Source organism: Embleya sp. L77 (assembly GCF_055557415.1).
In genome coordinates, this window is record NZ_CM145709.1 from 6,730,665 (window position 1) to 6,756,228 (window position 25,564).

Here is a 25,564-nt window from a genome sequence, read left to right on the forward strand (position 1 = left end):
GCCGTGGCCTATCCGGACGGGGCTCGACCTCCGCCCGGGTCCGGCCCGGCCGCCGCGAAGTGCCGCTCGGCGTCGCGCAACATGCGTTGGCTGGACAGGCGGTCCTCGGCCACGGCCCACAGTCGCAGCAGGATCTCGCGGTAGGCGTCGATGTCCGCACGCCTGCTCAAGTACGTGGCGCTGTTGGCCTGTTCCAGGTAGATCATCTCGCTCGGCCCGCCCGAGGCGAAGCGCAGATACGTCATCGGCGACGGCGGCGTGATACTGGCCGCGCGGTCGAAGCGCACGATGCGGATGTTGATCCGGTCCCGGGCCGACTCGGCCAACAGGTGTCGCATCTGCTCGGCCATCACGTCCGGACCGCCGACCGGCCGCCGCAGGATGCCCTCGTCCAACAGCGCGGTCAGGTCCGGACGGCGCTCGTCGGCGAGCAACGCCTGCCGCTGCCGCCGCAGTTCGATCCGCCGCTCGACCTCCTCGTCGGCCGCCCGAGGCAAACCGGTCCGCACGATCGCGCGGGTGTACGCGGGCACCTGCAACAGCCCCGGTACGACATGCACCTCATAGGTGTCGATCTTGGCCGCCGCGTCCTCCATGCCGATCAACCGCGCCAACCAGCCCGGCATCACGTCGCTGTAGTGGCTCCACCACGCGCGCTCCAGCGCCTTCTTGAGCAACTCCTCTATCTCGAAGAGGGATTCCTCGTCGTGGACGCCGTAGAAGCGGACCAGATCGAAGACGTCCCGGGCGCGTGGCGGGCTCTCGCCCCGCTCCAGCCTGCTGATCTTGGACATCGACGCCCGAATGGCCTCGGCCGCGTCCTTGAGTCCCTTGCCGTTGTCCAGGCGCAACTTGCGCAGTGTGGCGCCCAGTACCTTCACGGCGGCGGCCGGACTGCTCTGCTGGGTCAGTGACACCACGGGTGCGATCGACGGGACGCGGGCCGGGCGGTCGGCGGACATGCGGGCTCCAGGAATGGACGTGTCGACGCACGCCATTATTCCGAGTCGGAACCCGCGTGTCCGTCGATCCGGTCGGCCGCGACCCGGCCGAACCGCCGGGCTCAGTCGATCAAGGAGTCGAACTCGCCGCCCTGGCGCCCGCCACGAACGCGGCGAGCTCCGCTCGGGAGTAGACCAGAGCCGGCCCCCGCGTGAACCGTGAATCACGGACCGCGATCTCCCCGCCGGGCAGCGCGGCCAGTTCCACGCAATTGCCCTCGGCCGTGCTCGCACTGCTCTTCACCCACGTCACGGACCCGAACGAGTCCGCCGGATCCCCGTTGCCGGCACGCATTCCTCATCACCCTTTCCGAACCCGTCCGCTCGTGACCCGCACGGCGCGATCACGGACGCGACCGTCGTCGTGCAAAGCCACCTGCATTTGCAGCATGGATCCGACAAGCAGCCTAGCCGCGGGAGGCCCGGCGTGAAGTCCCTCGAAAGAGTGCGCGTGTGCTCGGCGCGCCGACCCGCCCGTCCGCTTCCGGCAGGGCGAATTGTTCGCGCAGGGAACGGGGCTCGCGTTCAGTACTTTTCGAGGAACTCGACGATCGCCGAGTTGACCTCCTCGGGACGCTCCAGGTGGCCCAGGTGGCCCGCGTCGGGGATGGTGACGAGGTCGCAGTTCGGGATGGCGTCGGCCACCTCGGCGGCCAGATGCACGGGAGCGATCAGGTCGTCGGCGAACGCCACGACCCGACACGGCACGGTGATCCGACGCAACTCCGCACGCCGATCCACGTCCAGGTCCACCCACGTCTGGCCGGTGGAGGTGTTCGCGTCGCCGGCCAGCTCGAAGATCTCCACCCACGTCGCGGCTGCGTCGTCGTCGTTCAACGTGGTCGGCGACAACATCAGGATCGCCGTGTTCAACGCGCGATAGGCGGCCGGCAGCGGCACACCGCTTTGGGCCACCTCCCGGTCCGCGAGAGTCTGCGCGCGCCGGACGGCGTCCGAGCGGGACCGGGTGGCGATGAGCACCGCACTGTGTACCGACTCCGGGTGTCGCAAGGCGAGTTCCTGCGCGATCAGCGCCCCCAGGGACAGTCCGACGACGCGGCACGGAGCCAGATCCAACGCGTCGATCAGGCCCTTGGTATCGGCCACCATGTCCGCGAGCGAGTACTTCCCGGGCGGCACGTCCGAGGGTGCGATTCCCCGATTGTCGAAGACGATCGTCTCGAATCCCGCACGATGCAGCGCGGGCGTCTGATGCATGGTCCAGACCCGGCCCGCAGCGCCGGAACCCATGATCAGAAGAACACTTTCCCCGCTACCGGAGCGCTCGTAGGAAAGACGGATGCCGTTGGCGTGCAGGTAGGGCATGGTCGATGAGTTCCATTCGCCGTCGGGACGGGACGGCGCTCCCGGGCCGCGCCGGCCCGAGCGTACGCATCCCCGCCCAGCGGGCGTCGAACCGGCCGGCTCGCCGCGATCGACCGATGCTATCGGCCGACCGCCGCGATCACCCGGGACACGGCCCGCGAACGGCCCGTGCGGCTCGAACCCGTCGGGTACATGGCCGAATTGCCGGTCGGCACGGGTGGCGCGGCAGACCGGGATCCGCTCGGCGGCCGAGGCACACCCGCCCGGCCCGTGCCCCGTTCGCGTTTCGTCACCCGTGTCCCGTCCCCGAATCGGCGAAGGTGCGCACGACGCCGGCGCGGCCCGTACGCACGCGAGTGGAGCCGCCGACGAAATCGTGGCCGTGCCGGAAATGCCGTCAGGACGGCCGGCAGTGCTCGCTCAGGCTCTCCGCCGCCCGGGCGACCAGCCTCCCGACGCGCGTGCAACCAACTTCGTCGAGTCGGCCGGCCGGGGCGCTGACGATCAGCGCGGCCATCGGGCGGCCGGTCGCGTCGAGGACGGCCGCACCGACGCTGGAGATGTCGGCGTTCACCGCGCCGATGCTGAGCGACCAGCCGCGGCTGCGAGTGTCGGCCAACTCCCGCCCGAAGCCCTCGTCGTGCGGATCGATGCCGGAGAGGTCCCATTCGTCGGGGGGTGTGGCCGCGCACAGGGCCAGCCCGGCCGCGCTGGTGGCTGCGGGGAACACCAGCCCGATGCGCGGGACGGTGCGCACGAGCTGCCGGCTCTCCGCGACATCGACGGCGACGATGCGCCCGGCGTCGGGCACCGCGAGGGTGACCGTCTCCCCGGTCGCCTCGCGCAGGTCCGCGAGGACGGGACGAGCGCGGGTGGACAGGTCGTCACGACGTCGCGCCTGAGCCGCCAGGACCAGGGGGCGGGTGGTCAGCCGCCATCGGGTGGGCGGTTCGGCGGTGGGCCGCAGCCATCCGCTCGCGTGCAACGTGACCAGGATCCGCTGTAGGGCGCTCTTGTCCACTCCGGTGAGTCGAGCGAGCTCCGCCACCCCGACGGGCTCGTGCGCGGCGACGACCTCGATCACTTCCAGGGCGCGCGCAAGGCTCTGCAGGGGCTTGACGGCCATCGGGAGCCCTCCGATACATTGCGGATCACTGAGCAATATAGCGTGTCGCATGGCGACACACAAGGATCAGGGAGTTGTCGTGACGACCCTCGACCCCGAGCTGTTCCTCCCCGATCCCGAGCCCGCCACCGTGCGGTACACCGTCATCTCGGTCGACGACCACGTCGTCGAGCCGCCGCACCTGTTCGACACCCATCTGCCGGCGTCGCTGCGCGCACGCGGCCCGCGCATCGTCGCGGACGCGAACGGCGCGCAGGTCTGGGAGTTCGAGGGCGAGCGCTACTCGCAGGTGGGCATGAACGCCGTCGCCGGCCGTCGGCCCGAGACGGTCAAGCTGGAACCGGCGCGCTTCGACCAGATGCGACCCGGCTGCCACGACGTGCACGCCCGGGTCCGGGACATGGACCTCGGCGGCATCTGGGCCATGCTCAACTTCCCGTCCCAGATCACCGGGTTCTGCGGCCGGGTGTTCGCGCAGGCGCGGGACGTCGAGGTGGGTAAGGCATGCGTGCGCGCGTGGAACGACTGGATGTACGAGGAGTGGTACCGCGCCCACCCCGAGCGGATCATTCCCGGAGGGATCACCTACCTCGCCGACCCGGCCGAGGCCGTGGCCGAGATCGAGCGCAACGCGGCCCGTGGCTTCACCTCGGTGACCTTCCCCGAACGCCCGCACGCGATCGGCCTGCCGTCGCTGTGGAACCGCGAGCACTGGGACCCGATCATCCGCGCGTGCGACGACACCGACACCGTCATCTCGCTGCACGTGGGCAGCTCGGGCATGCACGCCATCCCGCCCGGCGGCCCCGCACTGCAACTCGGCGCGACGATGTTCGGCCAACTGTCCCTGGGCGCGTGCAGCGAATGGTTGTGGTCCGGCTACCCGGTCCGGCACCCGAACCTGAAGATCGCCATGAGCGAGGGCGGCATCGGCTGGGTGCCCATGCTCATCGACCGGCTCGACAACATCGTCGACCGTTCCGGCTACGGCCTGGGCTGGGACGACCGCCCCGCCGACGTGCTGCGCCGCAACTTCTGGTTCTGCACCCTCGACGACCCCTCCACGATCGCGCTGCGGCACGTCATCGGCGTCGACCACATCATGCTGGAGACCGACTACCCACACGGCGACGGTACCTGGCCGCACACCCAGGACGTGATCGCGCGGTACTGGGGCGACATTCCCGCCGCCGAGCTGCGGATGATGTGCAGCGAGAATGCCGCGAAGCTCTACCGACACCCGCTGCCCGACGTCGTCCTGCCGCTCGACGCCTGAGCGCCGCGGACCCGGCCGTGCGGGCCGGACTCCGGTCGACTCTTCCTCTGTGAAAGGCATTTCATGGCATTCGGACCGACGCCCGGAAAGCTGATCCCCGATCTCACTCCCGCTCAGGAGATCGTGCTGTTGGCGCGCATGCTCTGGCGCGAGGGCTACGACGACCACCTCGCCGGCCACATCACCTACAACCTCGGAGACGGCACGCTGCTGTGCAACCCCTGGTTGCTGACCTGGAACGAGATCCGCCCGCGCGACATCATCCGCATCGACCTGGAGGGCAACGTCGTCGAGGGCGATTGGCCTGCGCCGCTCGGCATCCCGCTGCACCTCGAACTGCACAAGGTCCGCCCGGACGTCCGGGTGGCGATGCACAACCACCCGCGATTCGGCACGGTGTGGGCCGACATGGGCGAGGTGCCGCCCGCGTACGACCAGAGCTCCGCCCTCGGCGGCGGGGACCTGACGCTCGTCGACGAGTACGACGAGGCGGTGAACAATTCCGCGGCCGCGCGCAAGGTGGTCGCGGCGATGGGCGACGTCGACCTCGCGCTGCTCGCCGGGCACGGGGTGTTCGTCCTCGGCGTCAGCACGCGCGCCGTCCACCAGCGCGCGGTCGCCCTCGAAATCCGCTGCCGGAACGCCTGGATGGTCCGCGCCGCCGACGGGCGCCGGACCAGCCCGCTGCCCGCGCACTGGCTCGAACGCAGCCGCGGCAGCGACGGCAACGGCTTCGTCGGCTATTGGGAGTCCTCGGTGCGCGCGGAACTACGCCTCGCCCCGGATCTCCTGGCCGACCCCAAAGAGGCCGACTGACCCCGGACGTTCCCACCCCGCGAGGCCCGCGCCTCGCCTATCCTCGTCCCGGACCGACGGGGGTGGGGCACGGGCGTCGAGTGCGATGGCCCTGGAGGAAGGCGCCGACGACAGTTGGGTGGGGGAATCCGCGCCGCTCTCGCCGGTGGCCGGAAATCCGCTGTCCCGCAATCCTGAGGCCCCGCTTCTCTGCCACTTCGTGGTGGGGGAGCGGGGCCCTTTTTTGGATTCTCGGCTGGATATCGAAGGCATGGCTTGATTTCCGAGGGCGCGGCAAATCACGCACCGGTGCTTCGATGCGCCGGAAAGTGCATCGAGCTGCGAGGAAACGTTTCTTCAGAGCGCCTTGCTGATCAAATGATTGCGATCATGCAAGATTATGATCGATGGCGGATCACTCGGTCAAGCGCCTGAGCAGGTGCGATTCCACACAGTCAGAGCTGCGACACGCAAAGCTAACATAGGTCTAGACCGGTGGCAAAAGAACCGAAAGGCTCTGCTGCGTGCGCATTCCGGAAGGGTTCCGTTTACGAACGGTTCATTCTCGGATCGAGGTCGGCCGGCCTCGATGCTCTGCGCACAATCGCGGCCCGGGTGTCCCGGATCGCAGGCCATAAACCATTCGGCCTGCGTCGGGTGACGGTGCAATACGTATCGGCGGATAGTCCAAAAGATGAACGTCCGATATCGAATTCCCTTCCGAAAAAACCGAACGCCGACGGCGGAGCCGTGCGGGCCCTGCCCGCGCTTCGGCCTGCCCTCGTGCCCGCGCCACGTGCTGCTCGGCCCGTGCTGCTCGGTCCGGCGGCGCATCCACCGATGCCTGCCGGGGTCGGAGTCCGCGGCGCCGCGATTCGGTCGCTCCACAGCACCACGACCAACGCTCCACCGAAAGGAACCACCCCGATGTCACCCACTCGCACCACCCACCTCCGACCCCGGCCGCGCCGCCGGCGTCCGGTACCCCTGGTCGTCGCCGCACTGGTCTGCGCCGCGACGGCCTGGGTCGGTTCACCCGCCGCCACCGCATCGCCCACGGCGGACACCGCCTTAGCGGGCGCCGAGGCCGCTCCCGCAGCCGTTTCCGCGAGCGCTCCCGCCGCCGGCCCGGTGAGCCCGGCCCTGGTCACCACGACCGCCCACCCCGGCAACCAGGTCGCGCTCACCTTCGACGACGGACCCAGTCCGCAGTACACCCCGCAACTGCTGCAGGTGCTCAAGAAGCACCAGGTCAAGGCGGTGTTCTGCGTCGTCGGCGAGATGGTCGAGTGGCAGCAGCCGACGGTCCGCGCGATCGTCGCCGACGGCCACACCCTGTGCAACCACACCTATCGCCACCGCGACCTGACCACCGTCTCCCCGGCGGAGATCGAAGCGGACATCCAGCAGACCAACGACCGGATCCGGACCGCCGTACCCGGCGTCGAAATACCCTACTTCCGTGCGCCGTACGGCAATTGGGGCCAGTCGCCCGCGGTCGCCGCGAACCTCGGCCTGCGCCCGCTGAGTTGGACCCTGATGCCCGGCGACTGGGAACTGCCCGGCGTGGACGTCCTCCTCCAGCGCCTTCGCGACGGGATCACCCCGACCGGCGTGGTCACCCTGCACGACGCGGGCGGCGATCGCCAACAGACCGTGGACGCGGTCGACCGCCTGATCACCGAATACAAGGCCAAGGGCTGGAACTTCGACCTCCCGTTCCGCTGAGTCCCCGTCCCGCCGAGCCCGCCGCCGCGCCGACCTGCCGTCGGCGCGGCGGCTGCGGTGTTCGCCACGTGGCCGGTAGGTCCGGCCGAAGCCGAAGCCGAAGCCCAAGCCGCCGAACTGACCCGGGGCGCCGACGCGTCCCCGTCCGGACGCGGGCGAGGTGGCGAATGTGGCTCGGGGACGCAACATTTCGTGCTGCTCGACCCGCCCTAACTCCGACACGGAAACGCGAGTGCGAACGGCCGGGGCCATCGGTCGTACGGGGAGAGAGGGTCTCGGGATGAGGCTGGATCAGGGATGAGACAGGAGCGGGATCACTTGTTCGACGAGTTCGTCGCGGCGCGGTATCAGGCGTTGCGGCGGACGGCATATCTGCTGTGTGGAGACTGGCACCAGGCGGAGGACCTGGTCCAGGTTGCGCTGGAGAAGGTGTTCGTTTCCTGGCACCGGATGCGTGACCCGGGCGCCGTCGATTCCTACACCCGACGAGTGCTGGTGCGCGGTTTCATGGACACCAAGCGCCTGCGCGCCAGCCACGAGTACCCCGCCGAGGCGATTCCCGAATCCGTCGCCGAAACGGTGGACAGCGCCCGTCGATTGGCGTTGTTGGCTGCGCTGGGACGGGTGTCGCCGGTCTATCGAGCGGTGTTGGTGCTGCGGTACTGGGAGGACCAGAGCATCGAGGAGACAGCGGCGCTGCTGGGCCGGACCTCGTCCGCGGTGCGCTCGGCGGCCAGCCGCGGATTGGACCAACTGCGCGAGATCCTCGGCGAATCGCTCATCGACATAGCCCGCTCCTGACCGGCTCGCATGGCAAGCCTTGGCGCAGCCGGTCCGGTCCGGAAGGACTTTCGGCGGATGGGTCGTCGCCGAAGGCACCAGGACACCACGCGAGGTGGTCACCCGACAGCCGTGTCCGACGGATGTCCGGGGCGGCGCCCACCGGATTTCATCACACCACACGAAGGAGCACACGATGCCACTCGAAGACGAATTGCCCGCTCTGATGCGAGAGATGCTCCCGGCGGCGCATGCCGAGCCCCCGGTTCCCGACGTGCTGACCGACGTGCGGGCGGGTGGCGTGCGTCGGCGTCGTCGCCGGCGACTGGGCGTCGGTCTGAGCACGCTCGCGGTGGGAGCCGTACTCGCCGGGGCGACCGCGGGCGTCGTCGCCCTGCTGCCCGGTGACGAGGGCCCGACCGCGGTCGGGCCGGCCGCCGCGCCCCCGCGGGCCGTCCCGGCCCCGTCGACCGCATCGCTGCCGACAGCGCCTCCGAGCGGGGGCGGGCCCGTGCAAAGTGATCCCCGTGTCGTGCACGACCGGGTCCTGGCGGCGCTCCGAGCCGACCCGCCCGCCGGCATCGTCTCCGTTGCGGACCAGGCACAGGGCGACGACACGCTCTTCTTCCTGCTCACCCGCGCCGACGGCTCCGCCGTCGGACTCGATCTCGGCAGCGGCGTCGCGACCACGCCCGGCGCTTCGCCCGTATCTCCCTGTGATGTCCCGGCCGGACTCGACAAGTCGGGGAATCCGGCCGTTCCATGGACCGACTGCTCGCGCGGTGTGCTGCCGGACGGCTCGAAGACGAGCACGGCGACCCATGTCACCGGCCCCGGCGACGTCGTGGTGGCGTTCGCCTTCGTTACTCCCGACGGGACCCCGTATGTGTTCACGTCGACCACACGGAACAAGTTCGGCACCCTGCTGAGCGGCCCTGCGCTGACCGGCGCCCAGTTGTCCGCACTCGCCACCGACCCGGCGGTGCGCGCCGCCCTGCCGCCGGCCCGCCCGGCCCCCTGAGGCCCTGACGCCCGCTCACGTCGATCACGCGCCCGCCCTCGAGCACGGCCCGAGGGCGGGTGTGCGGTCGTCGAAGCACGCGGGATGGCAATACCCGGCCCGCGCACCGGCTGTTCGTGCGCGCGACCGCGGGGGACGCGGGGTGTGCCGATCGGACCCGGCGCGCGTGAAACGCCTACGACCGGTGCGTCGCAGTGCGGACCGCGGTCGGCCGGGGCCGGCACGCCCCAAGCCGAATTCGTCATCCGACCGGGCGCTCGGGGTTGCGTACCGGTCAAGCCCTCTGCCCGGTCCGGCCGCCCCCCGCCGGCTTGCGGCCGACCCCCGCGTACATCCACTGGCGGTCCGCGTGCGGGCGCGGCAGGCGGTCGGCTCGCCAGGTCGAGATCGGGACCACTCCGGGCTCGACCAGGCTCAGCCCGGTGAAGAACGCGCGCACGTCCCGGAGGGCGCGCGGGAACAGTGGGGCGGTCGAATGCCGATACGTCTCAGCCGTGGCCCGGGCGGCCTCCGGACGCAGATCGGCGGCCACGTGCGAGAGCACCAGCGCACTGCCGGGCGCCGTGGCAGCCATCAACTCACCCACCACGGACCGCGGATCGTCCGCGTCCGACAGATAGTGCAACACCGCGGTCAGCACCACCGCCACCGGCCTGCGGAAGTCCAACCCGGACCGCCCGGCCGCCCGTTCCAACAGCGTGCCCGGATCCCGAAGATCCCCCTCCGTCACGTGCACCCGACCGGGCCGGGTGGACAACGCGCGGGCGTGCGCGAGCACCAGCGGGTCGTTGTCGACGTACACCGCCCGCGCCTCCTCGGTCGCGAGCACCGCACACTCGTAGGTGTCGCCGGCCGTCGGCAGACCCACCCCGATGTCGAGGAACTGACGGATCCCACACCCGGCCGCGAACGACACCGCGCGCCGCAGGAACGCCCGATTCGCGAAGGCCATCCCACGCACCTCCGGCGCCAGGGCGAGCACATCCGCCGCGGCGCCGCGATCGATCGCGAAGTTGTTCTTCCCGTTGAGGTAGTGGTCGTACATCCGCGCGGGATGCGGCAGATCGGTGCGCAACCCGGACAACCGCGACCAGGGCACCGGCGCCGCCGGAGGCGACTCCGGCGGCCTGGCCGCGGGCACCCGCGCCGGCGGTCGTACGCCCGGTTCCCGTACGTCCGGCCCCCGTGTGCCTGACGTCCGCGTATCCGATGTCCGTACGACCGCCGCTCGCGTGTCGGCCGGGCGGCCGCCGCACGGCCTGCCACCCGGTGTCCGGTCAGGCATCACAATCATCGGCCTTCCCGACTGTCGACGCGCGAGTCGCGGGTCGCGGGCCGCCCGAATCGGGCGAGGCGGGGATACCCGCCGGGCGTCCCGCATCTTCCTCCGTACCACCGCCCGGGAGGTCAGCGGCGGAGGAAATCCTTGACGACAGCGTCGAATCGTTCGCGTTCCTCAACGAAGGGCACATGCCCGCTCGCAGGGAACTTCGCCACCCGCGCGTCGGGCAAAACCCCGGCGAGCCAACCGGCGAGGTCCCCGGGGAAGATCCGACTGCGCTCGCCGTAGACGAGCAGGGTCGGCACGTTCACCTCGGGCAGCACCGGCCGCCAGTCGGAATGCGCCATGTCCATCCACACATCCAGCGCGGAGGAGGTGTGGGTCTGGGTGGTCTCCGCATACGCCGCGTCCACGGCCTCCGCAGCCGGCGGCTCGGCGAAGCACGCCTGGATGAACGGCTTGATCGCCAGCGGCCGGGCATGCCGAACCGTCTGCGCGAACACGGCCAGATCTGCGGCCGAATAGCCGCCCTGCAACGGGAACTCCCAGTCGGGAGCGTCCATGAAGCACGGAGACTGATCGACGAACACCGCGCCGCGCAGCCCGGCACAGCCGAACTGCCGTACATACGACAGAATCACCGATGTACCCATGGACCAGCCCAGCAGCGTCAATTCGGACAGATCCAGCGCCCGAACCAACTCGTGGACATCACGGGCGTATTGGGCCAACGAATGCCCCTCGGGCGTCTTGCCCGATCGCCCGTGCCCGCGGAAATCGGCGAGGATCACCCGGTTCTCCGCCGCCAGGGCGGCGACATTGCCCGCCCAGAAGGTGCTGTTCATCGTCCACCCGTGCAGCAGCAAAACCGGCCGGCCGGAGCTGTGTTCCTCGTAGTACAGCGGAACGGCGTCGGACAACTCCAGATAGGGCACCGTCTGTCTCCTCCGATCCCGGCCGCCGAGTCGCCGACGTGCGCCACCGCAGTTTGCGTGAGCGCACGCACGTTCCACCAGACACCGAAGGGGGGTTGCAGCAACGTTGCACATTCCGCTTTGCCATCCGGTACGAGGGCGGCGCCGGGCGCCGCCGGGTGCAGACCCGGCGATGTCGCCGATGCGGCCCATCCGCCCCATCCGGAGGTGACGCCGACCGCCTCGACCGGGGCCGGCGTGCCCCGACGTCATGAATTGCGTTTACACGTCCGAAACGAAGGAGCTCACCCCGCGCCGGCATGATGGTCACATGGCGCTACGACCGAAGGCGCGCGACCGAGCCCTGGGCGGCGGATCGGCGGCGGAGATACGAGACCCGATCCGGGCCTCCTGGTCACGCGCGCGGCGACACGGCCTGCCGCCGGACGCCTATCTCCCGCCGGTCACCCTTTACGACGACGAACTGGCCCGGCAGCGCGAGGAACACCCGCTGAGCCGGATCTGGCCGCTGCTGCGCCGCTCGCTGGCCGGTCTCACCGCGGACCCGGGCCGGCTCCTGTTCCTCAGCGACGCCCAAGGGCATCTGCTCTGGGTCCAGGGCGACACGGCCACGCTGCGCTCGGCCGAGCGGGTGCATCTGCTGCCCGGCGCGCTGTGGAGCGAGGACGCCGCGGGCACGAGCGGGGTCGGCACGACGCTCGCGACCGGCCGTCCGTTCCAGGTCTTCGGCGCCGAACACTTCCTGTCCGCGGCCACCGCGTACACCTGTACCGCCACCCCGATCCACGACCCGGCGAGCGGCGAACTGCTCGGCATTCTCGACTTCACCTGCCCCGAGCGGCACTGGCAACCACTGGCGATACCCCTCCTGGACACCGCCCGCCGACTGGCCCAATCGGAACTGGAGACGATCCGGCTGCGCGCGGAGGCCCGAGTGAGCACCCGCTACACCGAACGCATCGCCCGCCGGCTCGGCACGCGCAGTGCGATCGCCGACCCGCGGGGCCGCATCGTGCGCTCGGATCCACCCGGTTGGCTCCCACACCACCTGCCCGGACCCCCGACCGAGGGCCGACTGCTGCTCCCCGACGGACAGCCCGTCCTGGTCGAACGCCTGGCCGCGGGCGGCCTGTTCCTGCTGATCGCCGAGGACTCCGCGGCCGGCGCCCTGACCACCGCACCCCTGCGCTTTCGCGCATTGGGCCTGCGCCGGGCCCGCCTGGAGATCGCCGGCACCACCCACGAACTCACCCCGCGCCACGCGGAGATCGTCACGACCCTGCTGAGCGAACCGGGAGGCATGACGGCCCGGGCGATCACCGAGGCGGTCCACGGGCCCGCCGGCCGCCCGGCCACCATCCGGGCCGAACTCGCCCGACTGCGTCCGATCCTGGGCCACCGGCTGGCCTCCGACCCCTACCGCCTGACCGGCGACGTCGAAGCCGACTTCCTCGACCTCGACCGCGCGCTGTCCATCCCCAATACCCCGATCGACACCCTCCTCGACCACTACCGGGGCCCGCTCCTCCCCGGCTCCACGGCGCCACGCATCCTCGCCCTGCGCAACACACTGCACGAACGCCTCCGCCACCGTGTGCTTGCCACGGCCGACTACGACACGGCTCTGCGCTGGTCGATGTGAGGTCGTGGGCGCGCAGATCGGGCGTGGGGCCGCCGGGCCGCTGCGCGGCCGGGGGAGCGGGGCGGCTTCCGGGTCGGGGCGCCGATCCACTGCGCGGCGAGGCCGGGCCGTCCGCCTCCCGCCGGCCGCATGGCCAACCCGCCCGCCGGGCGCGCCACTTCCCCGGCTCCGGCGACGCTTCCGGCGGAGGTACTTGGCGGAACGCGAGCACGGCCGGTACGCTCTGCGGTGATGATCACTCTTTCTGCTTACAGAATGGGGGTCCCGTCCGCGCAAGGTGAGTGCTGATGCTCACTCGAATCGCGAACAGGGATTTCCGCCCCTCCTTTTGGCTGCGCGTGCGCGAGTTCGCCGTGCCGCCCTCCATGATCGAGACTGCGACCGCTCGCCGCCGCGTCGGCGACTGGGCGGGGGCATGTGCCGCCGCGGGCATCGACGTCGACGTGCATCCACGCCTTGTGGCACGCACCCATGGCCGAGACCTGGCGGCCCGAGTCCGGGACGATCTCCGGCACTTGGCTCCCGACCTGCTGCGTTGGCACATGCCGAGGATCGCCCCCGACGGACTGCTGCGGCCCGGCCTGACCATCGCCTTGGCGCGGTACCGCGTCGAGGACGATGACGGCCGTGCGGGCCGGGGCACGGTGTACCTGGTGGCCAGGACTCCACCCGCATGGGCGGACGCCGGTCAGCGGATCAGCCTCGCGCTGTGGGACGGATCGCCCGACCGGGCCGATGTCCCACCGCGCTCGTACCCCCACCCCCACCCCAACCGGCGATACCGCCTGGACCTGCACCGCCACCTGTGGGACGCACGCAGGACCGACGAACTGCGGATGCGATCCGGGGCCGACCGGCCGCCCGCCGACGGTCTCGCCGACCCGGTCGCGCACCGGGATCCGAATCCGCCCGGGGCACCGCCGTACCCGCACCACTGCGCGCTCGACCGGTGGGCGGCCGAGGCGCGGATTCTGCTCCGGGCCGAGGGCCGATCCGCGGGCAGCGTCCAGGTGCGGCTCGACGGGCGACATCGGCGGGTCCTGGACCTGACGGCCGACGGCGACGACCTCGGGCCGCCCGTAGTGCGGGCCACGCCGGAATCGGCCGGCGGCAGCTCCGGGCTGCCGATCCTGCCCGACGCGGCGACCTGGATGCTCCCGGACCTGGTGCTGCTGCGCGCCGGCGCGATCGACATCGATCGACTGCACCCGCTGGTCGCCTCGGCACTGGTACCGGATCGCGTCCCGGCCGGAGCGTCCCGGATCCCGGACCGGGCAGGCCAACCGCATCCGGTGGACTGCCGGGGCGCCCGACACCGGATCGGTCTGGTCGACGGAGTACTGGTGCCGCTCGACCACGACCCGGCCGAGATCCGCCGCGAGGAACTGCTGGCCGCGCTGACCGGCACGCCGCTTCCCTGTCTGCGGGTCATCGACGAGGCACACCGGCGCCCGAACTGCCTGACCGGCGTTCGCGAACGCCTGGACCACGGCGACACCGCCGGTGCCCTGGCCGTCGTCGAGAGCCTGCTGGGCCCCGAGGCACTGCTGCGCGACGGTCCGCTGCGCGACGAGTTGGAGACGGCCGCGCTGCGCCGAGTCACCTACGGCCTCTTCAGAGCAGGCCTGATCGACCCCGGAGCGGGCCGCATCCACGAGAACCACCGCCGCCCGCGCGGCTATCGCACCTGCCCGTGCCACTCGAAGTCGCGTTGACCCGAACCTCTGGAAGTCGCGTCGCCCCGAAACCTCGATCCGCACACTCGCGCGCACTCGAAGTCGCGTCGAGCCGAAACGACAGTCCGCGCACTCACGCGCATCGGAACACAACCGCCGCCCGCCCCGGGGGACGTCCGGTCAGGCCCGCGCGACCGCCGCTGCCGCCCCGGGGACCCAAGCCCAAAGGTGATGAAGACATGACCACATACGCCCCGTACAGCCCCGCCACCGCGCCGAATTCCCGGCCGTCCGTCGGCACCACCGCGGCCCGCACCCCGTCCGTCGAGCCGCGGCACACCCGCCAACTCGACGTCGCCGGCGACCTGTTGGCCCTCCTGCGCGACGCCGGCACCGAACCGCGCCCGGACACCCAACTGGAGGCCCTGACCCTGGCCGTGGCCGCCGACCTGCCGGTACTCCTGTGGGGCGAGCCGGGCATCGGCAAGACCGCGGCGCTGACCCAACTCGCCGCGTCCCTGGACCTTCCGCTGACCACGGTGATCGCCAGCGTGCACGAACCCTCCGACTTCTCCGGGCTGCCCATCGTCGGCGACGATCCCGCCGAACAGGGTGTCCCGTTGGCCCCGCCGGACTGGGCGGTGCGCCTGGTGCGGGCCGGCCGAGGGCTGCTGTTCCTGGACGAACTCTCCACCGCGACACCGGCCGTGCAGGCCGCCCTGCTCCGCCTCGTCCTCGAACGACGGATCGGCGCACTGCAGTTGCCGCCCGGGGTGCGGATCGTGGCCGCCGCCAACCCGCGCTCCTCGGCGGCCGACGGCTGGGAACTGAGCGCACCCCTGGCGAACCGATTCGTGCATCTGCAATGGACCCACGACCACGACGTCGTGGTCCGCGGGCTCGGTGGCACGTGGCCGAAGGCCACCCTGCCCCGGCTCGACCCGACCGGCCTGCCGGAGGCGGTGGCGTTCGCCCGTCGGGCCGTGTGCGGGCTGCTCGCGGCGCGACCGACGCTCGTGCACCGGCTGCCGACCAGCGAGACCGGCCGAGGCGGTCCGTGGCCGTCGCCGCGCAGTTGGGAGATGGCGCTGTGCCTGATCGCCTTCGCGACCGCGGCCGGTTCCTCCCGGGAGGTGCTCTCCATGCTGGTCAGGGGCACGGTGGGGGACGGCCCGGGGCTGGAGTTGCTGGCCGGCTTGGACCGGATGGACCTCCCCGACCCCGAGGACCTGCTCGCCGACCCGGCCGCCGCCGTCCTGCCCGAGCGCGGCGATCTGCGCCAGGCCGTGCTCGACGGTGTGGTGGACGCGGTCCGCAAGCGCCCGGAGAAGCCCCGCTGGGACGCGGCATGGGCGCTCCTGGTCCGGGCGATGGAGACCGGCGCCCCGGACCTGGTGGTCGTCCCGGCGAGCACGCTCGCCTCGCTGCGCCACGAGGACTGGGACGTCCCGGCCTCGATCGAGCGCCTCGCCGGAGCGGTGTCCCTGTCCCGCCGAGCGGACCGGACGGCGGCCCGCGTCGCGAGCGCCGCGAAGGGGGTTCGATGACCACGGACGCACCGACGACCACGAACGCGCCCAAGCCGACGGACCCACCCGCCGCACCGCCCGCACCGAGCCCATCCGATGCATCGAGCCCACGACGTGCACGGAGCCCACGGAACGCACCGAGCCCGCCGGCCGTGCCAAGGGCACCGGACGCACCAGGACCCGCCGACGCCCCCAAGCCTCTGGACCTCGACAAGCTGTTCGCCGCCCGCCTGTACGCCGCCCGAGCCCGCCCCTACCTGGCCACCGCGCTGTTCGCCCTGCACATCGTCGAGTCGCGGAGCGTACCGACGATGGCCGTCGACCGGCACTGGCGGTGCTACGTCTCGCCGGCGTTCGTCGACCGCATGCCGCCGGAGGAACTGGCCGCGGTCTGGGTGCACGAGGTGTCGCACCTGCTGCGCGATCACCACGGACGCAGCGACCGGGTGGCACGCGAGCGCGGGCTGGTCGGACCGGGGGAGCGGCTGCGGATGAACATCGCCGCGGACTGCGAGATCAACGACGACGCCTACGGCGACGGCCTGGTCCGACCCGAAGGTGCCGTCGAGCCGGCGATGCTGGGGCTGGGCGAGGGCGAGCTGATGGAGGACTACCTGCGTCAGTTCCGGCTCGGGCCGTTCACCCAGGGGCTGGTCTGGCTGGACTGCGGCAGTGGCGCGGACGGCCTGGAACGCGAGTGGGAGCTGGGGCCGGAGGGCGCGCACGGTCTCAGCGCGCAGGAGCGCGACGCCGTGCGATTCCGGGTGGCACAGGGCATCACGGCCCGTCCGGGGGACGCGCCGAAGGGGTGGCGGCGATGGGCGGAGGAGGCGTTCCATCCGCCGCAGCCGTGGCGCGAGTTGTTGGGGGCGGCGGTGCGCTCGGCGACCTCGGGTGCCGGGGCGGGCGACGACTACACCTACGGCCGTCCGTCCCGGCGTTCGGCCGGCGTGCCCGGCGTCGTGCTGCCGAGTCTGCGCCGCAAGCCGCCGCGGGTGAGCGTGATCATCGACACCTCCGGGTCGGTCAGCGACGCCGAACTGGGCAGCGCGCTCCTGGAGGTCGCCGCGATCTGCCGTGCCGTGGGCGGCCGGCGCGACCTGATCACCGTGGTGCCGTGCGACGCGGCGGCCACGATCGCACATACGCTGTGCAGCAGTGAGGGAATCCCGCTGGTGGGCGGTGGGGGTACGGATCTGCGCACCGGCTTCGCCAAGGCGCTGCGGGCGCAGCACCGACCGGACGTGGTCGTGGTGCTGACCGACGGCCAGACGAGTTGGCCGAGCACGCGACCGTCCTGCCGTACGGTGGTCGGCCTGTTTCCCCGGCAGGCGAGCCGGTCGTGGAACGAGGACGACCCCGACTACGTGCCGGACACGCCGCCGGACTGGGCGAGAGTCGTGGTCATCGACGCGGCGTCCGCCGCCCGGTGAGTTCCGGGCCGCGCGAAGATGCGGACGCACGCCGCCGGGCGCGGTTGTCGCAGACCATGCCCGAAAGGGTGGCTGTTCGGTGTGGCCCGCGTCGCTTTTTGTAGGAACCCTACAACGCAGCGGCCCAGGCGTGCACGATGCAGGACATGGGTGTACCCGGCAGTAACCAAGCAGGGTATAGATAGGTGCAGGCGACGCTCCGGGACCCGGACGTCGCCTTCTGCACGAAGGTACTTGGGAGGCTACAGCCGGTGTTCAGTCGTGTCGCGATCGTCAATCGTGGAGAAGCCGCAATGCGGCTCATCCACGCCGTCCGGGATCTTTCGGCGGAAACGGGGACGAGGGTGGAGACGGTCGCCCTCTACACCGACTCCGACCGCGACGCGACCTTCGTGCGGGAGGCCGACATCGCCTACCCGCTGGGCCCCGCCTCGGCCCGCCCCTACCTCGACCACGCCGTCCTGGAACGCGCGCTGGTGGAGTCCGGCGCCGACGCCGCCTGGGTCGGCTGGGGCTTCGTCGCCGAGGACCCGGCGTTCGCCGAACTGTGCGAGCGCATCGGCGTCACCTTCGTGGGGCCGAGCGCCGAGGCGATGCGCAGGCTCGGCGACAAGATCGGCGCCAAGCTGCTCGCCGAGGAGGTCGGCGTCCCGGTCGCGCCGTGGAGCCGCGGCGCGGTCGCCACGCTGGAGGACGCGCTGCGCGCCGGCGAGGAGATCGGCTACCCGCTGATGCTCAAGGCCACCGCGGGCGGCGGCGGGCGCGGGATCCGGATGGTCGCCTCGGCCGCGGACCTGACCGACGCCTACCTGCGCACCAGCCAGGAGGCGCTGCGCGCGTTCGGCTCCGGCGTGGTCTTCCTGGAGCGCCTGGTCACCGGCGCCCGGCACGTCGAGGTCCAGGTCATCGCCGACGGGCAGGGCACCGCGTGGGCGCTGGGCGTACGCGACTGCTCGGTGCAGCGACGCAACCAGAAGATCATCGAGGAGTCCGCCTCGCCGGTCCTGCACCCGGAGCAGACCGCGGAACTCAAGGCGTCCGCCGAGCGGTTGGCCGTGGCCGTCGACTACCGCGGCGCCGCGACCGTCGAGTTCCTCTACCACCCCGGGGAGAAGCTGTTCGCCTTCCTGGAGGTCAACACCCGGCTCCAGGTCGAGCACCCGATCACCGAGATCACCACCGGCACCGACCTGGTACGCCTGCAACTGCACGTGGCGGGCGGCGGCAGGCTGACCGGCCCGCAGCCGGCCGAACTCGGCCACGCCATCGAGGCCCGGCTCAACGCCGAGGACCCGGACCGCGACTTCGCCCCCTCGCCCGGCCGCATCACCCGCCTGGCACTGCCCGCCGGCCCCGGCATCCGGGTGGACACCGGGGTCAGCGAGGGCGACCGGATCCCGGCCGACTTCGACTCCATGATCGCCAAGATCATCGCCTACGGCCGCGACCGCGAGCAGGCACTGGGCCGACTGCGCCGGGCGATGGCCGAGACCACCGTGATCATCGAGGGCGGCGCGACCAACAAGAGCTTCGTGCTCGACCTGCTCGACCAGCCCGAGGTGATCGACGCGAGCGCCGACACCGGCTGGATCGACCGGGTCCGCGCCGAGGGCCGCCTGGTCACCCACCGGCACTCCGCGATCGCCCTGGCGGCGGCCGCGATCGAGGCATACCAGGACGAGGAGGAGATCAGCCGGCAGCGGTTGCTCTCCACCGCGCACGGCGGCCGTCCGCAGGTACAGCACGAAAGCGGCCGGCCGCTGGACCTCAAGCTCCGCGGCGTCGGCTACCGGGTGAGCGTGGCCCGAGTGGGCGACAAGCGTTTCCGCGTCGCGATCTTCGGCGGCGGCGGCGCCGCGCACCCGGCCGACATCGAGGTCGAGCGGTTCGACACGCACAGCGGCCGGATCGTGGTCAACGGACACCGCTTCCGGCTGGTGTCCGCCACGCACGGCCCCACCCACCTGGTCGAGGTGGACGGCGTCACCCACCGGATCAGCCGCGACGAGGGCGGCGTCGTACGCTCGCCCGCACCCGCGCTGGTGGTCGCTACGCCGATCGCGGTCGGCGACGAGGTCGCCTCGGGCGCGCCGATCCTGGTGCTGGAGAGCATGAAGATGGAGACGGTGCTGCGTGCGCCGTTCCGCGCCCGGGTTCGCGAATGCCCGGTGTCGGTGGGCAGCCAGGTGGAGACCGGCGCACCGCTGATGCGCCTGGAGCCGCTCGCCGAGGAGGGCAGCGAAGGCGCCGCCGAGGAAGCCGTGGGCGCCGGCGAGAGCATCGAGGTGGACCTGCCCGCCGAGGCGGTGCCCGCGTCCGCCGCCCAACGGGTCGAGCGCGGCCTGCAGGACCTGCGCAGCCTGCTCCTGGGCTTCGACGTCGATCCGCAGGACCACAAGCGCGTGTTGTCCGAGTACCTGGCCGCCCGGGCCGACCTCGGCGGCCGGCCGCTGCCGGGCGAGGTGGACCTGCTCGCGGTGTTCGCCGACCTGTCGGAGCTGAGTCGCAACAAGCCCGGCGGCGAACTCGACGTCGAGCGGGACAGCCCGGTGCACAGCCCGCGCGAGTACTTCCACAGCTACCTGCAGAGCCTGGACCCCGAACGCGCCGGTCTCACCGAGGCGTTCCGGGCCAAACTCGTGCGGGTGCTGGGCCACTACGGCATCGCCGACCTGGACCGCACCCCCGAACTGGAAGCCGCGATCTTCCGGATCTTCCTGGCCCAGCAGCGCATGTCCACCGACGTCGCCCTGGTGTCCGAACTGCTGCGCCAGTGGCTGGCCGGCGCACCCCCGCTGGAATCGCTCAGCGAACGCGCCGGACTCACCCTGGAACACCTGATCGAGGCCACCCAGGTGCGCTTCCCCGCGGTGTCGGACCTGGCCCGCGGCGTGGTGTTCCGCTGGTTCGCCCAGCCGCTGCTGCGCCGCAACCGGGCCAAGGTCTACGCCGGGGTACGCAACGAACTGCGCCACCTGGACCAGCACCCGGACGCACCGGACCGCGCCGAGCGCATCCAGACCATGGTGGCCGGCTCCGAGCCGCTGGTCCGGCTGATCGGCCAGCGGATCGGCCGGCCGGGCCGCGACCACGCGCCGCTGCTGGAGGTGCTGACCCGCCGCTACTACGGCAACCGCGGGCTCTCCGAGGTCACCGTGCGCGAGCAGGCGGGCTGCCGGTTCGTCACCGCCGAGCACACCCGTACGGCGGGCCCGACCCGCGTGGTCACCACCGCCGTCGACATCGCCGAACTGCCCGACGCCATCGGCGCGGTCGGTGCGCTCGCGGCCGACGTCGCCGAACAGGGCCTGGTCGCCGACCTCTACCTCACCTGGGAGGACCAGCCGGACGCCGAGGCGATGGCGGAGCGGCTGGGCCGACTGCTGGCCGAACAGCCGCTGCCGGCGGGCGTACGCCGGATCACCACCACCGTGGCCGGCACCAGCGGCGCGGTGATGCACCACCACTTCACCTTCCGCCCGGACGGGAACGGCTTCGCCGAGGACCGGCTGATCCGCGGTCTGCACCCGCAGATCGCCCGCCGCCTGCAACTGCAGCGGCTGCGCGAGTTCGACCTCACCCGGCTGCCCTCGGTCGACGAGGAGATCTACCTGTTCAAGGCCGTCGCCAAGAGCAACCCCGCCGACGAGCGGCTGATCGCCATGGGCCAGGTCCGCGACCTGACGCCGCTGCGCGAGACCGACGGCCGACTGGTCGCGCTGCCCGCCGTGGAGGACGCGATCACCGCGGGCCTGGACGCGATCCGCAACATCCAGGCGCAACGACCGCAGAACAAGCGCTTCGACACCAACCGCATCATGATGTACGTCTGGCCGTCGACCGAACTGACCGCCGACGAACTCAACGCCCTGGTCCAGCGCATCCTGCCGACCACCGCCGGCGCCGGGCTCGAAGAGGTCCAGTTCGTGGCCCGCCGGCGCAGGAGCAGCGGCGAACTGACCGAGATCGCCGCGACCATCACCCTCGCTCCGGGCCACGGCGCGAGCCTGCACGTCGGCGAGCCGTCGACGGAACCGGTGCTCCCGCTGGACGACTACCGGCAGAAGGTGCTGCGCGCGGCCCGCCGCGGCAACGTCTACCCGTACGAACTGACCGGCATGCTCGCCGGCGCGCACGGCAGCTTCGTCGAGCACGACCTCGACGAGTCGAGCGCGCTCGTACCGGTGGACCGGCCCAGGGGTCGGAACACCGCGGCGATCGTCGCCGGCGTCGTCTCCACGCCCACCGAACGCCACCCCCAGGGCGTGACCCGCGTGGTGCTGCTCGGCGACCCGACCAAGTCGCTCGGCGCGCTGTCCGAGCCGGAATGCCGCCGGGTGATCGCCGCGCTCGACCTCGCCGAGCGCATGCGCGTCCCGCTGGAATGGTTCGCGCTGTCCTCCGGCGCCCGAGTCTCGATGACCTCGGGTACCGAGAACATGGACTGGGTCGCCGCCGCGCTCAAGCGCATCGTCACGTTCACCCAGGACGGCGGCGAGATCAACATCGTGGTCGCGGGCATCACCGTCGGCGCACAGCCGTACTGGAACGCCGAGGCGACGATGCTGATGCACACCAAGGGCATCCTGGTGATGACGCCGGACTCGGCGATGGTGCTCACCGGCAAGCAGGCGCTGGACTTCTCCGGCGGCGTCTCCGCCGAGGACAACTTCGGCATCGGCGGGTACGACCGGGTGATGGGCCCCAACGGCCAGGCGCAGTACTGGGCGCCCGATCTCCCGTCCGCCCGCGACGTGTTGATGGCGCACTACGACCACACCTACATCGCGCCCGGCGAGAGTGCACCGCGCAAGGCGCACACGAGCGACCCGATCGACCGCGATGTCTGCGACTTCCCGCACGCGCCCGTCGACAGCGACTTCACCACCGTCGGCCGGATCTTCTCCGCGGAGCACAACCCGGACCGCAAGAAGCCGTTCGACATCCGCACGGTGATGCGCGCACTGTCCGACCAGGACCACCCGGTGCTGGAGCGCTGGGCGGGGATGGCCGACGCGGACACCTCGGCGGTCCAGGACGTGCACATCGGCGGTTGGCCGGTCTGCCTGATCGGCATCGAGTCGCGGTCGGTGCCGCGGCGTGGCTTCCCGCCCACCGACGGCCCGGACACCTACACCGCGGGCACCCTGTTCCCGAAGTCGTCGAAGAAGACCGCCCGGGCGATCAACGCGGCCTCCGGCAACCGGCCGCTGGTCGTGCTGGCCAACCTGTCCGGGTTCGACGGCTCGCCCGAGTCGATGCGCAAGGCCCAACTGGAGTACGGCGCCGAAATCGGCCGCGCCATCGTCAACTTCGACGGCCCGATCGTCTTCTGCGTGATCTCGCGCTACCACGGCGGCGCGTTCGTGGTCTTCTCCAAGGCGCTCAACCCGAACATGACCGTGCTGGCCCTGGAGGGCTCCTTCGCCTCGGTCCTGGGCGGCGCTCCGGCGGCGGCCGTGGTCTTCTCCGGCGACGTCAACAACCGCACCGCCACCGACCCGCGGGTGACCGACCTGCAGACGCAGATCTCGACCACCGTGGGCGCCGAGCGAGCGGTCCTGAACGCCCGCCTCGCCGAGGTGCAGTCCGCGGTCCGTGCGGAGAAGGTCGGCGAGGTCGCGGCCGAATTCGACCGCGTGCACAGCATCCGCCGCGCGGTCGAGGTCGGCTCGGTGGACGCCATCATCAGCGCCGCCGAACTGCGCCCGAGGATCATCGAAGCCATCGAACACGGCATGAAGCGCTGACCGTTCGCCCGACGGGTCGCGGGCCGTGGCCGGGCCCGCGGGTCGTCGGGCGGGAGCGGACCGGTATGCCGATCCCTTGGGGCGGCGGTACTCGGGCAACATGCCGGCCGCGTGACTCCGGCGGGGTGGAAGGGACGTCGTATCGTCCTTTCCACCCCGCCGAGCCGTGCGTGCAGGGGGGCCGGTGGCGTTTCGGGCCGAGCGCCCTGTGACGCATGGCGGGCTTTTGGTTCGCCCGGGCAACGCTTCGTCGCCGCGCCGGAGTTCGCGGTGGTGGCCGGTCGGCCGGAATGCGGATCGGTGCTGGGTGCTGTGTGCTCGGTGGTCGGTGACCTGTGCGTGGGAGTGGGCTACGCGGTGTCGCCGGGTGCGTCGAGTACGCGGCCCAGGGCGTCGCGGACCACGCGGCGCATCGTGTCCGCGTCGTCCAGGTAGCAGCCGACGGCCAGGCCGTCGCGCAGCAGCATGAGGATGTCCGCGGTGGCCCCGGGGCGGGTGCCGCCGGCGGCGGTCAGCAGGTCGGTCAGCATGGTGCGGAACCACGTGCGGTGGTCGAGGACGGCGGCGCGCACCGGGTGGGAGGCGTCCGGGAATTCGGCGGCGGCGTTGATGAACGGACAGCCACGGAAGCCGGGTTTGCGGCCGATCTCGACCATCAGGTCGAACAGCCGAAGCAGGACCGCGCGCGCCGGCACCTCGGCCGAGGCGGCCAGGAGCGTTGCGGCCGCGTGGCGCTGTGAGCGGTACTGCTCGTCGAGGTAGGCGTGGACCAGTTCGTCCTTGGACGGGAAGTGGTTGTAGAACGTCGCCTTCGCCACGCCGGCCTCGGCGATGATCCGGTCGACACCCACGGCGTGCACACCCTGGGCGTAGAAGAGCGTGGTCGCGGTGTCCAGGACACGGCGGCGGGCCGGACTCTCGCGGGGCTGGTCGGAGGCTGTCGTACGCACACCTTGACGATACCAGACAGACCTGTCTACATTCATGGAGGCGAGCAAGACAGAAAGATCTGTCTAGGTCGCTGTCATCGCCATTCGCCACCGCTACCGCTACACGTTCACCCCACTCGGAGAAGGCGGAAACCACATGAGCCTCTACACCGCGATCGCGACCTCGGCCGGACGGGACGGACGGGCGGTGAGCTCCGACGGGCAGCTCGACGTCACCCTCGGCCTCCAGAAGGAACTCGGCGGGGACGGCATCGGGACCAACCCCGAGCAGCTGTTCGCGGCGGGATACGCGGCCTGCTTCGCCAGCGCGATGCAGCTCGTGTCCAAGCGCCAGAAGGTGGACGCCGCGGACGCCTCGGTGACGGCCGAGGTCGGCCTGAACGCGAACGGCGAAGGCGGCTTCGGCCTGAGCGTGACCCTGCGCGTGGAACTGCCGGAACACCTGTCCCCGGAGCAGGGCCGCGCGCTCATCGAGGCCACCCACCAGGTCTGCCCGTACTCGAACGCAACCCGAGGCAACATCCCGGTCGAACTCGTCGTCGAGTAGACCTTCCCTCGGCCTCGGTCGGATCGACGGGAGGGGGCGAGAGCCCCCGCCCGGACGACCGGAACTCCCGCCACCTCATCGCGACGGTTTTCGGACGGTCAGATCAGGCCGGCCACGTCGGACGCGTACTCCGGCGTGATCCTGTCCGCGTCCACCATCATGCGCAGCACCATGACGGCCGACTCCGGGTGGTGCGAGGCGGTGTCGGCGATCGCCCGCTCGAACAGGTTGTTGCCGAAGGTCAGCGCGATGCCGGCCATGCGGTACCAGGCATGCGGATCCTCGTGTTCGGCCGTTTCCTCGGCCTCGATGGTGTCGTCGTCGGTCGCGTGCACGGGAAGCTGCTGCTGCGCCACGGCCGCCAAGTGCCGGGCGGTGGCGGGCTCGGCGTGCAGGACGAGTTCGTGCAGCAGATCCCCGTCCAGCTTGTCGGCGTCGTCGCCCTGGTCGACGTGGACGGTGACGGTGATCCCGGTGCGGCCGCCGTTGCGCAGGGTGGCCACGGTGCTCTGGTCGCCCACGCCCGGCTCCACCTGGATCAACAGCACGATGTCCTGCCTCGTCAGCATCTCGTTCACGGCCGCGTTCTGCGCGGCGATCTGCTGAACCAGGTTGTACGCGCGCGTCCTGAGTGCTTGTGACGCCGCCCCGTGGATCTTGTTTTGCAACAGCATGCGGTGCCCGACCTTTCCCTGGAGTGGTGCCGACACGACCCGAGAACGTCTCGAACTCCCGCGCAAACTAGCCGAATTCCTCCGCGCATCAGG

At 71.4% G+C, this 25,564-nt stretch carries 19 protein-coding genes; 11 read left to right on the plus strand and 8 right to left on the minus strand.

Going from position 1 to position 25,564, the window contains the following annotated elements; translation table 11 throughout:
* Positions 1 to 8: 8 nt before the first annotated feature.
* The 4 genes from ACZOOI_RS28720 to ACZOOI_RS28735 form a co-directional block, all read right to left on the minus strand.
* Complete coding sequence (locus ACZOOI_RS28720; RefSeq protein WP_465278550.1) at positions 9 to 962, minus strand: helix-turn-helix domain-containing protein; 954 nt, start codon at positions 960 to 962, stop codon at positions 9 to 11.
* A gap of 109 nt (positions 963 to 1,071) precedes the next feature.
* Positions 1,072 to 1,296: a DUF397 domain-containing protein gene (locus tag ACZOOI_RS28725; RefSeq protein WP_465278551.1), complete on the minus strand. Its 225-nt coding sequence runs from the start codon at positions 1,294 to 1,296 to the stop codon at positions 1,072 to 1,074.
* Between the two features lie 230 nt (positions 1,297 to 1,526).
* Positions 1,527 to 2,327: an alpha/beta fold hydrolase gene (locus ACZOOI_RS28730; RefSeq protein ID WP_465278552.1), complete on the minus strand. Its 801-nt coding sequence runs from the start codon at positions 2,325 to 2,327 to the stop codon at positions 1,527 to 1,529.
* A gap of 397 nt (positions 2,328 to 2,724) precedes the next feature.
* Positions 2,725 to 3,453, minus strand: a complete 729-nt coding sequence (locus tag ACZOOI_RS28735) for an IclR family transcriptional regulator (RefSeq protein ID WP_465278553.1) — start codon at positions 3,451 to 3,453, stop codon at positions 2,725 to 2,727.
* 79 nt (positions 3,454 to 3,532) lie between these two features.
* Here ACZOOI_RS28735 and ACZOOI_RS28740 point away from each other — a divergent pair, with 79 nt between their 5' ends.
* The 5 genes from ACZOOI_RS28740 to ACZOOI_RS28760 all read left to right on the plus strand — a co-directional run bounded on the left by ACZOOI_RS28740 (position 3,533) and on the right by ACZOOI_RS28760 (position 9,053).
* Positions 3,533 to 4,729 carry an amidohydrolase family protein gene (locus tag ACZOOI_RS28740; RefSeq protein ID WP_465278554.1) on the plus strand — a complete coding sequence of 399 codons (1,197 nt, stop codon included), beginning with the start codon at positions 3,533 to 3,535 and terminating at the stop codon, positions 4,727 to 4,729.
* Positions 4,730 to 4,792: 63 nt separating this feature from the next.
* Entirely contained in the window at positions 4,793 to 5,545 is a 753-nt protein-coding gene (locus ACZOOI_RS28745) for a class II aldolase/adducin family protein (protein WP_465278555.1), read from the plus strand.
* A 1,110-nt stretch (positions 5,546 to 6,655) separates the two neighbouring features.
* On the plus strand, positions 6,656 to 7,252 hold the full coding sequence (locus tag ACZOOI_RS28750) for a polysaccharide deacetylase family protein (RefSeq protein WP_465278556.1): 597 nt from the start codon (positions 6,656 to 6,658) through the stop codon (positions 7,250 to 7,252).
* 318 nt (positions 7,253 to 7,570) lie between these two features.
* Complete coding sequence (locus tag ACZOOI_RS28755; protein WP_465278557.1) at positions 7,571 to 8,053, plus strand: SigE family RNA polymerase sigma factor; 483 nt, start codon at positions 7,571 to 7,573, stop codon at positions 8,051 to 8,053.
* 175 nt (positions 8,054 to 8,228) lie between these two features.
* Entirely contained in the window at positions 8,229 to 9,053 is an 825-nt protein-coding gene (locus tag ACZOOI_RS28760; RefSeq protein ID WP_465278558.1) for a hypothetical protein, read from the plus strand.
* 274 nt (positions 9,054 to 9,327) lie between these two features.
* On the opposite strand, the gene ACZOOI_RS28765 is transcribed toward ACZOOI_RS28760, so the two are convergent.
* On the minus strand, positions 9,328 to 10,152 hold the full coding sequence (locus ACZOOI_RS28765) for an SAM-dependent methyltransferase (RefSeq protein WP_465278559.1): 825 nt from the start codon (positions 10,150 to 10,152) through the stop codon (positions 9,328 to 9,330).
* A gap of 308 nt (positions 10,153 to 10,460) precedes the next feature.
* Positions 10,461 to 11,270: an alpha/beta fold hydrolase gene (locus tag ACZOOI_RS28770; protein ID WP_465278560.1), complete on the minus strand. Its 810-nt coding sequence runs from the start codon at positions 11,268 to 11,270 to the stop codon at positions 10,461 to 10,463.
* Positions 11,271 to 11,580: 310 nt separating this feature from the next.
* Between ACZOOI_RS28770 and ACZOOI_RS28775 the strand changes: the two genes are divergently transcribed.
* The 5 genes from ACZOOI_RS28775 (at position 11,581) to ACZOOI_RS28795 (ending at position 23,300) form a co-directional block, all read left to right on the plus strand.
* Complete coding sequence (locus tag ACZOOI_RS28775) at positions 11,581 to 12,912, plus strand: GAF domain-containing protein (protein WP_465278561.1); 1,332 nt, start codon at positions 11,581 to 11,583, stop codon at positions 12,910 to 12,912.
* 287 nt (positions 12,913 to 13,199) lie between these two features.
* Positions 13,200 to 14,627: a hypothetical protein gene (locus ACZOOI_RS28780; RefSeq protein ID WP_465278562.1), complete on the plus strand. Its 1,428-nt coding sequence runs from the start codon at positions 13,200 to 13,202 to the stop codon at positions 14,625 to 14,627.
* A 200-nt stretch (positions 14,628 to 14,827) separates the two neighbouring features.
* A complete protein-coding gene (locus ACZOOI_RS28785; RefSeq protein WP_465278563.1) occupies positions 14,828 to 16,135 on the plus strand; it encodes an AAA family ATPase in 1,308 nt (435 codons plus the stop codon).
* The gene (locus ACZOOI_RS28790; RefSeq protein WP_465278564.1) at positions 16,132 to 17,550 is read left to right on the plus strand and encodes a vWA domain-containing protein; all 1,419 of its coding nucleotides are present in this window, start codon (positions 16,132 to 16,134) and stop codon (positions 17,548 to 17,550) included. The genes ACZOOI_RS28785 and ACZOOI_RS28790 overlap by 4 nt, the downstream gene beginning before the upstream one ends.
* A gap of 251 nt (positions 17,551 to 17,801) precedes the next feature.
* A complete protein-coding gene (locus tag ACZOOI_RS28795; protein ID WP_465278565.1) occupies positions 17,802 to 23,300 on the plus strand; it encodes an ATP-binding protein in 5,499 nt (1,832 codons plus the stop codon).
* Positions 23,301 to 23,650: 350 nt separating this feature from the next.
* Here ACZOOI_RS28795 and ACZOOI_RS28800 read toward each other — a convergent pair whose 3' ends face one another.
* Positions 23,651 to 24,250, minus strand: a complete 600-nt coding sequence (locus ACZOOI_RS28800) for a TetR/AcrR family transcriptional regulator (protein WP_465278566.1) — start codon at positions 24,248 to 24,250, stop codon at positions 23,651 to 23,653.
* 136 nt (positions 24,251 to 24,386) lie between these two features.
* Here ACZOOI_RS28800 and ACZOOI_RS28805 point away from each other — a divergent pair, with 136 nt between their 5' ends.
* Entirely contained in the window at positions 24,387 to 24,797 is a 411-nt protein-coding gene (locus ACZOOI_RS28805) for an organic hydroperoxide resistance protein (protein WP_391582309.1), read from the plus strand.
* Positions 24,798 to 24,895: 98 nt separating this feature from the next.
* Here ACZOOI_RS28805 and ACZOOI_RS28810 read toward each other — a convergent pair whose 3' ends face one another.
* Positions 24,896 to 25,471, minus strand: a complete 576-nt coding sequence (locus tag ACZOOI_RS28810) for a hypothetical protein (RefSeq protein WP_465278567.1) — start codon at positions 25,469 to 25,471, stop codon at positions 24,896 to 24,898.
* Positions 25,472 to 25,564: the final 93 nt, after the last annotated feature.

Excerpts from the sequence above, each read along its gene's own strand:
- ACZOOI_RS28720 (WP_465278550.1), bottom strand. The coding sequence starts at position 962 with ATGTCCGCCGACCGCCCGGCCCGCGTCCCGTCGATCGCACCCGTGGTG.
- ACZOOI_RS28725 (WP_465278551.1), bottom strand. The coding sequence starts at position 1,296 with ATGCGTGCCGGCAACGGGGATCCGGCGGACTCGTTCGGGTCCGTGACG.
- ACZOOI_RS28730 (WP_465278552.1), bottom strand. The coding sequence starts at position 2,327 with ATGCCCTACCTGCACGCCAACGGCATCCGTCTTTCCTACGAGCGCTCC.
- ACZOOI_RS28735 (WP_465278553.1), bottom strand. The coding sequence starts at position 3,453 with ATGGCCGTCAAGCCCCTGCAGAGCCTTGCGCGCGCCCTGGAAGTGATC.
- ACZOOI_RS28745 (WP_465278555.1), top strand. The coding sequence starts at position 4,793 with ATGGCATTCGGACCGACGCCCGGAAAGCTGATCCCCGATCTCACTCCC.
- ACZOOI_RS28760 (WP_465278558.1), top strand. The coding sequence starts at position 8,229 with ATGCCACTCGAAGACGAATTGCCCGCTCTGATGCGAGAGATGCTCCCG.
- ACZOOI_RS28775 (WP_465278561.1), top strand. The coding sequence starts at position 11,581 with ATGGCGCTACGACCGAAGGCGCGCGACCGAGCCCTGGGCGGCGGATCG.
- ACZOOI_RS28780 (WP_465278562.1), top strand. The coding sequence starts at position 13,200 with ATGCTCACTCGAATCGCGAACAGGGATTTCCGCCCCTCCTTTTGGCTG.
- ACZOOI_RS28785 (WP_465278563.1), top strand. The coding sequence starts at position 14,828 with ATGACCACATACGCCCCGTACAGCCCCGCCACCGCGCCGAATTCCCGG.
- ACZOOI_RS28790 (WP_465278564.1), top strand. The coding sequence starts at position 16,132 with ATGACCACGGACGCACCGACGACCACGAACGCGCCCAAGCCGACGGAC.
- ACZOOI_RS28805 (WP_391582309.1), top strand. The coding sequence starts at position 24,387 with ATGAGCCTCTACACCGCGATCGCGACCTCGGCCGGACGGGACGGACGG.
- ACZOOI_RS28810 (WP_465278567.1), bottom strand. The coding sequence starts at position 25,471 with ATGCTGTTGCAAAACAAGATCCACGGGGCGGCGTCACAAGCACTCAGG.